Source organism: Bifidobacterium vansinderenii (genome assembly GCF_002234915.1).
Taxonomy (GTDB): Bacteria; Actinomycetota; Actinomycetes; order Actinomycetales; family Bifidobacteriaceae; genus Galliscardovia; species Galliscardovia vansinderenii.
This window is the reverse complement of record NZ_NEWD01000030.1, coordinates 1-12363: the sequence shown is the minus strand read 5'-3', so window position 1 is coordinate 12363 and position 12363 is coordinate 1. Positions and strand designations below refer to the sequence as shown.

Below are 12363 nucleotides of genomic sequence, written 5' to 3'. Positions count from 1 at the left end.
GTCAGCGCAGCTGACTGAGAGGAGCGCTGCCCGCTTACCCGCGCCCGCTCCGATTCGCCGCCTACTCCTCCGCCAGCGGCGTGTGCAGGAAGTCGAGAATCCGTCCCACATACTGCTGCATGATCTCATTGCGCTCGGTGGTCATCTCGTGCCGCGATCCCTTGAGCCGCACCAGCTGCACCGGGCATCCGCCCGCCCGTACCTGCGCCGCGAACCGATTCTGCGGCTTGGGCAGCACGTACGTGTCGTTCTCCGCCTGGAAGATCAGCAGCGGCGCCTCCACGCGCTCGCACGCCGACCGTCGCACGATCGACTTATACATGCGCAGTCCCTCGCGCACCCAGCCGAACGTGGCCGCGTTCGTGTGGTATTCGGGATGCTCGAGCCGCAGATCATGCACCCAGCGGGCGCGCGGCAGACTCACCGTGCGGTAGAAGTCCTCGTCGAAGTTCTCGCTGAACATCTTCTGTCCGGGCGCCGCGTGCTGGCCGAGTCCGATCGCGCAGGCCAGCTCCGCCACCGTGGGCGCGAGCCAGAGTGGCATGCCGGAGCGCAGCGCGATCATGGGCGCGCTGAGCACGGCCTTGTCGATGATGGTCGGGTACTGCTCGAGCAGCGCCGCCGCGATGCCGCCGCCCATCGAATGACCGTAGAGGTACAGCGGCTCCTCGATCGCATAGTCTTGGCCGATGGTGGAGCAGAACTTCGCCAGATCATCCACGTACCGGTGCCAGTCGTCGATCCACACCAGACTCTCGTCGTCCACATCGCGCGGCGAATACCCGTGGCCGCGATGCTCCAGGATGCACACGCTGAACCCGTCGAGCAGCAGGTACCAGGCGAGTTCCGCGAACCGCTCCGCGAACTCGGTGAACCCGTGCGAGATCACGACCGCGCCTCGGAACGTGGCCGTGGCCCCCTGCTCACGGATCGCGTCGAACTTGGCGGAGTCATAGCACACGTAGTGCAGCTTGCCGGGCGTGGGCACCGGTCCCGCGGGTCTGGAGTTCGCCGGCTCCATCCACCCCTCCCGCCGGCATGCGGCCAGCGCGGGCAGCACGGTCTGCTTCATGGTCTCGGCGTAATGCCGGTCGTCGATCAACTGCACTTGCATGCCTCCGAGCCTATCGCGGAGGCTGTAGCGCGACCGGATTCATTCCACGGGGATGGTGAATTCTCCGGCCGAGGGACTTCAGGGCCGGGTGATGTGCGGTTTTGCGCGAATGCTGAGCGGTTTCGTGGGGAAGTGTGCGACTGAGAGGAAGGTCTCCGAGGTCACCGGTGCACAACTCGAAGATACCAATATCAGACCGTTGATTTTCCAACGATCCATTTTCCCTATCTTCGAGTTGTGCACCGCACGTCCGCGAGCCTCGCGCCCATACGCTTCCACTCACCCCAAAAACCGAACATAGACTCTCATTCAGCACCACGTAGCCAGCGGCTTTCGCACGCTCCCACAGCCTTTTCCTCTCAAGCCACGGAGTTTCGCCCCCCCCCCCATGCAAAACCACGCCCTATTAAAACCATCCACCTTATTTAGTGTGATCACACTAAGGAATGAAAGGGCCACGGGGTTGTGCGTTTGCCCGGGCGACCGGGATGCATTCCATGGGAATGATCACCGTGACGACAGGTTACCGTGGTGGCATATTGCCTGAAGAGGGTTTCGCCCGGTAACAGAGAGTCCCCCGCAGGTCGCAGCCATTCGCGAATCTGCTAAATGCCGGAATCCATATCGGGATTATTCGGCGATATCGGCGTTGCCATCCGGGGAGATCTCGGTATCGCTGTGGGACCGATCCTGGCGCTCGCCGCCGGACGGTCGTTCACCATGGTCGCCGTGATCGCCGCCACCCACGTAGCGCAGTTCGGGCTTGGCCTCCATGCGGGACAGGCCATTCCACGCCAGGTTCACGATGTACGCGGCAAGCTGCTCCTTGCTCATCTTGCGGTGCGTGGCCCAGTACTGGCCGGTGAACACCATGAGGCCCACGAGCATCTGCGCGTAGTAGGGCACGCCCTTGGCCGGGATCTTGTGGCGCTTGAACGCGCGCACGAGCAGATCCTCCACGCGCACGCTCACGTCGCCGAGCAGGGAGTTGAACGAGCCGGACGGGTCGGTGGTCGGCCGGTCGCGCGAGAGCACCTGGAATCCTTCGGTGTGCTCCTCGATGTAGTTGAGGAACGCCATGGCCGCGTTCTCCACGATCTGTCGCGAGCCCTGCGCGGGTTCGGCGAGCGTTTCCATCATCGCGCCGGTGAGCGTCTGCATCTCGCGGTCCACCACCACGGCGTACAGGCCCTCCTTGCCGCCGAAATGCTCGTATACGATCGGCTTGCTTACCTTGGCGGTGGCGGCGATCTCCTCCACGCTCACCGCTTCGAACCCCTTGGCCGCGAACAGCGAGCGTCCTACTGCGATCAGCTGTTCTCGCCTCTGCAATGCCGTCATTCTGCCTGTACCGCTCATGGTTATCTAGTGTTTCACGCCGGTTTGACGCGGGGACGTCCGGCGACGGTCGGAGGGGCGATCGATTGGCCGATCAGCCGGGTGACGGACGGGGTTGTGAGATTGCGGCAGGGGGTTACCGTTCGGTCATGAAATATGGGCTGACAATGGTCTGATGTCAGAGGTTTGGGGTTGTGTGAGCCGGTTGATCGTGCGTACGCCGACCGGCCGTCTCGGGATGTAGACAATCGGCGATGATTATGGTCGTTGACGGGGGAAAAGTCGTGGCTGCTGAGAGAATTAATCCTATGCCCATGCTCCTCGTATTTCTGTTCTGGATCGTCCTTGTCATCGCGCTCGTCGTGGCCGTACTGCGGTACGCCCGGCAGGATGCGCACCGTACTGATTTCTTCTACAGCTACGACAAGGACAACGAGGAGCACAAGCCGCGCGTGGTGAGTACCAAGGTGGCGTTCCAGCCGTCCGGCGATGCGAAAAGAGGGGCGTCCTCCGGCGCCGCGTCCGCGACCCCGGTCTACGTGAATCATTCCTCCGTGGTGGAGGTGCGTGGCATGCGTCGCGACGAGCATGAGGGCGAGCCCGAGGCCGAGGATTCGGCCCGCGCGTAGCGTCCTGGCGTGGCGCGGCGGTCCGACGACCGTCTGCGTGCGTGGGTGTGTTTTTTGAATACGGACACCGTGATCCCGACAACGACGGCATGGGCATGCTGATTCGTTGATCACGGCATCGTCTGTGACGATCGTTGTTTGCCGTCTGTGACGGCGTTCCACCTCATCCGTCAGCCTTCGGCTGCCACCTTCCCCTCAAGGGGAAGGCTGGGGATGCTACGAGTCCTGAACGGCTTGCCAATGAGCCTTCCTCTCGCAGGGAAGGCTGGGGCGGACCGAGGCCGGTTCTCCCGCCGATGTTAGGGTGGGGACATGGATCAAATGACATTGTGGATCATTCTCGGCGTTGTCGCCGTGGTGGTCATCGCGGCCATTGTTGCCGTGGTAGTGAAGAAGAAGTCGGGTACGCCGACCGAGGTTGCGGCGCCGGCCGTTCCGGCGGCGAAGGTCGAGTCGGAGCCGACTGAGGAGCCTGAGACCGCAGCAACTGCGGAAAAGACCGCGGCCGATAAATCCGCCGCCGAGGCCCGTGAAGAATCGCCGGTCGAGGAAGCCAAGGAATCCAAGACCGCAGTTGAACCGGAATCCAAGACCGAACCCGAATCCCAGCCCGTGAAGGTGGCGCAGCCGACCGAACCGGAGGCTGCGGCCGAGACGAAGGGCGAGACTGAGGCGAAGGCTGAGAGCAAGCCTGAAGCAGAGTCTGCAGAAGAGTCCGAAGCCTCGGCCGCCAAGACGGCTGCCGAAGAGACTCCTGCCGAAGCTGCAGAGCCTGAGTCCGCGCCTGCGCCGTCTGAGCCCAAGGCCGAAACGACCGAGCCCGAGGCGTCTAAGGGCTCTGAATCCGCCAAGCAGCCTGCCACTGGGGAAAAGCCGGAAGCTGAGACTGAGGCACCTGAGGAGAAGCAGGCTGAGCCGGAAGCCCAGGCCGCGCCCGAGCCCGCTCAGGCCTCCGAACCCGAGCCCGCAGCCCAGACTCCCGCTCCGGAACCCGCCAAACCCGCCGCTCCCAAGCCGGAGCCGGCCGCATCCCGCTTCGAACGTCTGAAGGCACGTCTCGCCAAGAGCGCGAACCCGTTCGGCAAGGCCCTGTTCTCCATCCTCACCCAGGACAACCTCTCCGAGGCCGACTGGGAGGATGTGGAGGACACCCTCCTGCTCGCCGACGTGGGCGCGGAGGCCAGCGAGCAGCTGGTCGAGGATCTGCGCAAGGACGCCCGCATCACCGGCGAGAAGAACCCGGAAGCGGTGCGCGCCATGCTGCGCGAGAAGCTGCTCGACCTCGTGGGCCGCGACATGGATCGTTCGCTCGTCGCATCCCGTCCCCGCCCGGCCGACGCCGGCCCGTCCGTCATCATCATGGTGGGAGTGAACGGCACCGGCAAGACCACCACCGCCGGCAAGCTCGCCCGACTCTTCGTGGCCGAGGACAAGAAGGTCGTCATGGGCGCCGCCGACACGTTCCGCGCGGCCGCTGCCGATCAGCTGGAGACGTGGGGCAGCCGTGTGGGCGTGCCCGTCGTACGCAGCGACAAGGACGGCGCCGACCCGGCATCCGTCGCGTTCGAGGCCGCCAAGGTGGCCAAGGAGCAGAACGCCGACGTGCTCATCATCGACACCGCCGGCCGTCTGCAGAACAAGTCGAACCTGATGGACGAGCTGGGCAAGATCCGCCGCGTCACCGAGAAGACGCTGCCCGTGGAGGAGGTCCTGCTCGTGCTCGACGCCACCACCGGTCAGAACGGCATGACCCAGGCCAAGGTGTTCGCCGAGGTGATCGGCATCACCGGCATCGTGCTCACCAAGCTCGACGGCTCGGCCAAGGGCGGCATCGTCATCAGCGTGCAGAAGGCGCTGGGCGTGCCCGTCAAGCTCGTCGGCCTCGGCGAAGGCCCCGACGATCTGGCCCCGTTCGACCCCGAAGGCTTCGTCGACGGCATCCTCGGCTAGCGCGAGCCGTCCGCAAGCAATTTGGGGCGTTAAATTCCCGAAAATCAGCCCGAAAACGGGAATTTGACGCCCCAAACACCAAATCTTCTCGCATAGTGGACCAAAAACAGCACCCATCCCACAATCCGGCCATCAACGCAGATGCCAAGCGCCCACGCCCCATCACAAACCCATAGCCTTACCCTATGTAACGAAACCCATCCCGGTTAACACCTCCGTAACACTATGTAATTGCGCGGGTAATCCAAGCGTCGTTTCATACAACCGTTGGCTTTCACGGCCGTATGTCGCATGCCGCACGCGCGCACAACGCGCAACCGGCACCGCATACTCCCACACCGCGAAAGCCGGAAAAGGTTACTTTCGGTCGGGCGCATCCCGACCACAACGGACAGGATCCCCGGCGCGTGCAGGGCCGGGCGACCTGCAGAGAGGGAGGTAGACATGGGTGACGCAGGCAATGCAGCATGGATGTTGACTTCAGCGTCCTTGGTTTTCCTCATGACGCCCGGTGTGGCGTTCTTCTACGGAGGCATGGTTCGCGCCAAGGCCGTGCTGAACATGCTGATGCTGTCCACCGCGGCACTGGCCGTGACCGGCGTCGTGTGGACGTTCTGGGGCTGGTCGATCGCATACGCTGGCACTGACATCGGCGGAATCTTCGGCGATCCCGCCACCGGATTCCTGCTGAAGGACACGATGGTCGCCACCGACGGCGTGTGGGGTTCCGTTGACGGCGGTTCCGACGCCGCCTACCCGCCGAGCATCGACGTGGCGTTCCAGGTCACGTTCGCCATGATCACCGTCGCGCTGATCACCGGTGCACTCGCCGAGCGCATCAAGTTCAGCACCTGGATGATCTTCGTGGCCCTGTGGATCACGTTCGTGTACGCCCCGATGGCCCACATGGTGTGGAACGGCGGTCTGCTGTCCCCCGATGGCGCCATCTCCCAGGCCATCGGCGCCCAGGCCCATGATTTCGCAGGTGGTACGGTCGTTCACATCAACGCCGCAGTCGCCGCACTCGTTACCGTGCTGATCATCGGCAAGCGCAAGGGCTTCGCCAAGGAGCCGTTCCGCCCGCACAACGTTCCGTTCGTGATGCTCGGCGCCTTCCTGCTGTGGTTCGGCTGGTTCGGCTTCAACGCCGGTTCCGCCTTCGCCGCCAACGGCACCGCCGGCTACGCCTGGGTCTCCACCACCGCCGCCACCTCCGCCGCAACGCTCGGCTGGCTGTTCACTGAGAAGATCCGCTCCGGCCACTACACCGCCATGGGCGCCGCCTCCGGTATGGTCGCCGGCCTGGTCGCCATCACCCCGGCCGCCGATGTGGTCTCCCCGCTGTGGGCCATGGTGCTCGGCTTCATCGCCGGCATCCTCTGCTGCTTCGCCGTTGGCCTGAAGTTCAAGCTCGGCTACGATGACTCGCTCGATGTGGTCGGCGTGCACGGCGTCGGTGGTCTCACCGGTACCATCCTCGTCGGCTTCTTCGCTCAGGGCACCGGCCTGTTCGCCGGTGGCGACTACAAGCAGCTGCTCGTGCAGATCGTGATCGCACTGGTCGCCATCCTCTACTCCGGCGTGCTCACCGCCATCATCTCCTTCGCCCTCGAGAAGACCGTCGGCTGGCGCGTCACCGAGGCTCAGGAAGTCGGCGGCGTCGACTTGGCCGATCAGGGCGAGCGTGCTTACGATTTCGCTGGTACCGCCAGCTCCATCCTGAAGGGAGTGAAGTGAAATGAAGCTCATCACCGCAATCATTCAGCCTCATAAGCTCGACGAGGTCAAGGAAGCGCTCGCCGCCGCAGGCGTGCACGGCCTGACCGTCTCCGAGGCCAACGGCTACGGTCGTCAGCGCGGCCACACCGAGATCTACCGCGGCGCCGAGTACACCGTGGACCTGATCCCGAAGATCCGCGTCGAGGTGCTGTCCGACGACGCCGACGCCGAAACCCTGGTCGACGTGATCGCCAAGGCCGCCGGCACCGGCACCATCGGCGACGGCAAGATCTGGGTCGCCCCGCTCGACTCGGTCACCCGCGTCCGTACCGGCGAGACCGGTTCCGCCGCGATCTGACGGATTCGACCGCACGGATTCGACCGCGCATTGACGGCGATCCGTTCGACCGCATCAGGATTTCAGGACGGTTTCCACAACCGCTCTGATTGATGAAAACAGTCCCCGTGACGGCCCGCCCGCCACGGGGATTTTTCATACCCGCAGCCAGACTTTCCGCCCCGCTTCCTGCATGCTCCCTCCCGGCTTCTCGCCCCTGTGCGACCCGCCCCTTCCCCTTCGTGCTCCCTCCCAGGGAGGCTGAGTCCGTTAAGAAAATGCCAGCGGCGTTTCTAGGACTCAGGTGAGCCGACAGGCGAACCAGAAGGAAGGCCGGCCACAGGCCGTCCATTCTTGCGGGACGCTGTCACGCGTCAAGCGTGACTGAGGGAGGGCTCCAGTCCCTAAAATCCCTAAAACCTTCCAATCCCAATCCACCCCAAAAAACACCTTCCAACCCCTACCCTCTAAGGAGAACAATTGGCTTCTGCGGTTGATGGGCTCAAAACACGACTGGTGGCAGTCAGTCAGCCCGACGACGATGGCGTCTACCGAAACGGTGCCGCAAAACGCGCCAAGCGTGTGGAGATCGTCCTCGAATCACTCAAACAACTCTGGGCCGACGCCCTCGAATCCATGGGCTCCGACGCGCCCGACCACGGCGTAGGCCTCGCCGCCGTCGGCTCGCTCGCCCGCCGGCAGATCGGCCCCTGCTCGGACCTCGACCTGGTCATCATCTACGATCCGCACGCGATCAACGACCACAACGTGACCACGCTCGCCGACAAACTCTGGTACCCGCTGTGGGATTCCGGACTCGACCTCGACCATTCCGTACGCACGCGCCAGCAGTGCGAGGCCGTCACCGACAGTGACCTGCCCGCCGCCATGGGCTGGCTCGACGTGCTGCCCGTGGCCGGTGACACCGAACTGATTCGCAGGACCGCCGACTCGATCCTCGAACGCTGGCGCAAGGCCGCGCGCAAACGCCTGCCCGAGCTCACCGACTCCGCCAAGCAGCGCTTCGACCGTTTCGGCCAACTGCCCTACCTGAACCAGCCCGACATCAAGGAGGCGCGCGGCGGACTGCGCGACACCGTACTCGTCTCCGCGCTCGCCACGTCATGGCTGGCCGACCGTCCGCACGGCAGCTACGACGACGCCGTGGAACACCTGCTCGACGTGCGCGACTGCATCCATCTGGCCGCGAACAAGGACACGAATTTGCTGCTGCCTGCCTATCAGGTGGACGTGGCGCGCATGATGGGTCTGAGCGATCCGACCATTCCCGACGAGGATCAGCGCGCCGCCGAGTCGATCGAGAACATGCAGACGATTCTTGCGCGCTACGGCCGGCGCATCGCGTTCGCCTTGGACTCCACGGCGTCACGCGCCGCGCATTCGCTCACGCACGAGCAGCCGCGATTCTCGTTCTTCCAGATCTTCCAGCCGCGTGGCGGCGGACGTCGTGAGGCGCCGACGTTCGACGTGATCGCGCCCGACGTTGCGCGGCACGAGGGCGAGGCGGTGCTCGCCCCCGGCGTCGACCCGAGCAAGGACGGCACGCTCGCCCTGCGCGTGGCCGTAGCCGCAGCCGAACACGACATGCCCATCGCCCCCGGCACGCTCACCAACCTCAAGCGATGCCCGATCCACGACCGCGACTGGGACGCGGACAGCCGTGCCGCGTTCGTACGGCTGCTCGCCACCGGTCCGGCGCTGCTGCGCACGTGGGAGGAGCTTGATTTCGTTGACATTCCGGGCCGTTGGATCCCCGAATGGCTGGGCATTCGCAACCGTCCGTCCGTGTCCGCCGCGCACCGGTACACCATCGACCGGCACATGCTCGAGGTGACCGCGCGGCTTGAGCGTACGTCGCCCACCGGCGAGCGCTACGACGACGAGCATTACACGGTGCTGCTCATGGCTGGCATTCTGCACGACATCGGCAAGCGTCCGCGCATCACCGATCATGCGGCCGAGGGTGCACGTCATGTGCCGGTGATCATGAAGCGCATGGGCTTCCCGCAGGAGCAGATCGACATGGCGACCACGCTGGTGCGTGAGCATCTGACCCTGTCCGATTTCGCGTCAGGCAAGAGCCCGGACGACGATGCCGCGGTGAGCGAGCTGGCCGCGCGACTGGGCAACGATCCGATCATGCTCGACATGCTGTTCGACCTGACGCGAGCCGACGGCTCGTCGCTGGGCGCGACGGCGGGGGAGACCATCACCAAGAAGTATGGCTGGTCCAAGTGGCGTGCCGCCCTGGTGGGCGCCATGTATTCCGCCGCCCGCGCCGCCGCCGTGCGCGCCAAGGCGTGACCGGGCGCCTCCGTCCCTTCGGTCTCTTGTCGGGAGTCCAAACCCTCCCGCTGGCGCCCTAACCCCTCTGGCTCCCCTCTCAGGGAGGGGAGCTGTCCGCCGCATGGCGGACTGAGGGGAGGGCTGCCACCGCGCACTCTTTGCCAAGACCAATGAAGAGTGCGCGGCCTCCTGTGCCTAGAACCCTATATTTCTCGCCATTTTCAGACCTCACATTCGCCGCACTCTTTACATTCCCAAACCAAGAGTGCGTCGAATGTGGGCTCCCGCGCCTCACCGCATCCAGGCGTCCGACCGGGCCCTGAGCCCGTTGGCCAGACCCCTGCCGCCCATGAGCACCACGTTGAACGCGAGCCACAGCGTCGCCGTGCGCGCCACATCGCCCGGAATCAGCGGAATGCCGAACGCCACAAGCACACCGAGCACCGCGATGTACACCACGGCGGTGAGCGTGCAGGTGGCGGCCAGATACCTGAAGTCACGCGCGCCGATCAGAATGCCGTCGAGCGCCATCATCCACCCCTGCAGCGGGAAGAACACGCCCATGGTGATCATGCCCACGGCGGTGAGCAGCTGGATCTCGGGGTTCGGGGAGAAGAAATGCCCGGCGGCCAGACCCACCACGGCGAACGCGACGCCCACGCCAAGACCCACCACGGCTCCGGCGCGCCCGGTGCTTCGGGTCAGGGCCCGGGCACGCTTCCAGTCGCGGGCTCCAAGCGCCGCGCCCACCAGCGTCTGACCCGCGATGCCCACGGAATCAAGCATGTTCATGGCGAAGTTCCACGAGGAGTTCACCGCCTGGAATCCCGCCAGCACGTGCGTGCCCATGCGTGCGGCGCTCGCCACGGTCATCACCATGGCCGCGCGGATGGCGAGCGTGCGGATGAATAGCGGCAGTCCGTCGCCGCCGGCCGCCATGATGCCGGCGATCTGTGGCCGCAGGGTTACGCCGTCGGCGCGCGCCCAGAGCACGGCCGGCACCACCAGGAACAGCCCCATGAACCATTGCGCGATCAGCGTTGCCGCACCGGAGCCGGCGATACCCCAGCCGAACACGAGCACGAACAGCACCTCGAGCAGCGTGTTCACCACGGCGCCGCTCACCGCCGCGATCAGCGTGATGCGCACTTTCTGCAGGCCGCGGAAGATGCCGTTGGCCGCGTAGACGAGCAGCATGCCGGGAGCGCCGAGTACCACGGCCCGGGTGTAGGTGACGGCCTGATCGAGCACGGCGCCGCGTCCCCCGAGCGCGTAGCATAGGGGTTCCGCGAACGTGAAGAGCCCGATTCCGAGCACCGCTCCGATCAGCAGGGCGAGCCAGAGACCGTCAATGCCGGCCTGCAGTCCCTCGCGCCGCCTGCCTGCGCCGAGCAGATGCGCCACCTGCGCCGTGGTGGAGTAGGCGAGGAATATGCACAGGCCCACGGCCGTGAGGATGATGGTGGATCCGATCGAAAGTCCTGCCAGCGAGGCGTCGCCGATATGCCCCACGATGGCCGTGTCGATCAGAATGAACGTGGGCTCGGCGATCAGCTGCCCGAACGTGGGAATGGCCAGCGCAGCCAGCTTTCGCGCGGTTCCGCCCCTCTCGGCCTGTTCGGTCCGGCCTCCCCGCTCGTCGAGTTCGTCCTGTTCCTGCCCCATAATCCCCTCCCGACTCACAGACTCGCAAACTCACCCACGCAAACGTGCTCCGCCCATGGTATTACCGGTCCCGGTTGGATGCGGTCATTTTGTACATTTCCATATTCGTCCGGGACCGGGAAGAGGCGTCGGGCTGGGGCTGAATGGGGAGCCGGGTTGCCGATCAGGCCTCCTGAAGTCGCTGAGGCTCGTATCGCCGACGTGCGGCTTCGGCGGTGACCCCGAGAGCGTTGCCGATGGTAGTCCAGGATTGCCCACGATGTCTGCTCGCCGCAACGATGCGTTCGATCTCGCGATCGAGTTCACGGCGTTGGGAACCAAGTCGGCGAAGCTCCCGAGTCGGATCCCAACGCGGATCGAGCGTCGGATCTCCTTCGTCTGGTTCGGTTTTGGCTTCCATTTCGGCTGCGATTTCGTAACCGTAGGAAGCGAGCGCGTCCTGTTCGTCTTTGGGGAGTTCGTTGAATCTCATCGCAGCCCCTCCTTTCTGAGGTAGCTCTTTCGCGCCTTCATGGCGTGGACTATTAGCTCCTGATCATAGCCGGCGCGGGATGCGGTTCCGATTTCATACCAGACTGCTCCCGAAACTCCCGGCCCTACGTACATATAGGTGGGTGGGTCTCGATGATAGTTGACGTCCACTGGTCCTCGTGCCATTCGCCAAGCATGCAGGATATCGTTTTCCGATACGCCATGCTTGAATGCGGACGGGAGGATCAGTGGCTCGTCGGGTTCTTCCGGAAGTGTGTTCCCGGCGTTGTCGTAGTGCATTGATCACCTCCATTGGTTGTCGGTGATCGTGACTCTACGGAGATGTCGATGTGGATGGAAGAAAACCGGCCAATGTGGTCGAACGTGAGAAACGCCGAAAATCGAACATGGAAAATGTTCGATTTGAGTGAGATGTGATCTATATCATAAATTTGGATGTTGGCAACTTCGACGATGAAGCGCGCTGATTTATCCCCATGTTTTCCACATAGTTATCCCCATGATGTGGAAAAGTGAGTGGATTATCCACTGAGACACGCCCAAAATGTGGATAACTCCGAATTTCTATCCACAGATAGTGGATAAGTACGTGCAGAGCTGGGGATTACGTTCGATCAAAGTTACGCCATGGTAAACAGAACACAGAGCCCATACATAGGCTCCCCTCCGAAAAGGGGAGCCAAAGCGTGTGAACCTGCTCCTTACAGGATCTCGGGATCGATGGTGGTGGGGGAGGGCTCGGCCGGGGCCTGCGGCTCCGGGTTCTCGGCCTCGTTCACCGCGGTCTCCGGATCCACGCCGGCCAGGCCCAC

General features: G+C 64.2%; 10 protein-coding genes. 5 read left to right on the top strand and 5 right to left on the bottom strand.

Features of this window, described 5'->3' with window-relative positions:
- Positions 1-61: 61 nt before the first annotated feature.
- Both Tam10B_RS10165 and Tam10B_RS10160 read right to left on the bottom strand, forming a co-directional pair.
- Positions 62-1114, bottom strand: coding sequence for an alpha/beta fold hydrolase (locus Tam10B_RS10165; RefSeq protein WP_093961137.1), 1053 nt, complete (start codon positions 1112-1114; stop codon positions 62-64).
- A gap of 630 nt (positions 1115-1744) precedes the next feature.
- Positions 1745-2455 carry a TetR/AcrR family transcriptional regulator gene (locus Tam10B_RS10160; protein ID WP_093961136.1) on the bottom strand — a complete coding sequence of 237 codons (711 nt, stop codon included), beginning with the start codon at positions 2453-2455 and terminating at the stop codon, positions 1745-1747.
- A gap of 311 nt (positions 2456-2766) precedes the next feature.
- Between Tam10B_RS10160 and Tam10B_RS10155 the strand changes: the two genes are divergently transcribed.
- From Tam10B_RS10155 to Tam10B_RS10135, 5 genes are all read left to right on the top strand, one after another.
- Positions 2767-3081, top strand: coding sequence for a hypothetical protein (locus Tam10B_RS10155; protein ID WP_143248634.1), 315 nt, complete (start codon positions 2767-2769; stop codon positions 3079-3081).
- A 612-nt stretch (positions 3082-3693) separates the two neighbouring features.
- Entirely contained in the window at positions 3694-5031 is a 1338-nt protein-coding gene (gene ftsY, locus Tam10B_RS10150; RefSeq protein WP_233133695.1) for a signal recognition particle-docking protein FtsY, read from the top strand.
- A 444-nt stretch (positions 5032-5475) separates the two neighbouring features.
- Positions 5476-6768 carry an ammonium transporter gene (locus Tam10B_RS10145; RefSeq protein WP_093961134.1) on the top strand — a complete coding sequence of 431 codons (1293 nt, stop codon included), beginning with the start codon at positions 5476-5478 and terminating at the stop codon, positions 6766-6768.
- A 1-nt stretch (position 6769) separates the two neighbouring features.
- Positions 6770-7108, top strand: a complete 339-nt coding sequence (locus Tam10B_RS10140; RefSeq protein WP_093961133.1) for a P-II family nitrogen regulator — start codon at positions 6770-6772, stop codon at positions 7106-7108.
- A gap of 459 nt (positions 7109-7567) precedes the next feature.
- Positions 7568-9412, top strand: a complete 1845-nt coding sequence (locus tag Tam10B_RS10135) for a [protein-PII] uridylyltransferase family protein (protein ID WP_093961132.1) — start codon at positions 7568-7570, stop codon at positions 9410-9412.
- A 273-nt stretch (positions 9413-9685) separates the two neighbouring features.
- On the opposite strand, the gene Tam10B_RS10130 is transcribed toward Tam10B_RS10135, so the two are convergent.
- From Tam10B_RS10130 to Tam10B_RS10120, 3 genes are all read right to left on the bottom strand, one after another.
- Complete coding sequence (locus tag Tam10B_RS10130) at positions 9686-11059, bottom strand: MATE family efflux transporter (RefSeq protein WP_093961131.1); 1374 nt, start codon at positions 11057-11059, stop codon at positions 9686-9688.
- A gap of 163 nt (positions 11060-11222) precedes the next feature.
- Complete coding sequence (locus tag Tam10B_RS10125) at positions 11223-11531, bottom strand: hypothetical protein (protein ID WP_093961130.1); 309 nt, start codon at positions 11529-11531, stop codon at positions 11223-11225.
- Positions 11528-11830: a hypothetical protein gene (locus tag Tam10B_RS10120; protein ID WP_093961129.1), complete on the bottom strand. Its 303-nt coding sequence runs from the start codon at positions 11828-11830 to the stop codon at positions 11528-11530. Before Tam10B_RS10120 ends, Tam10B_RS10125 begins: the two co-directional genes overlap by 4 nt.
- Positions 11831-12363: the final 533 nt, after the last annotated feature.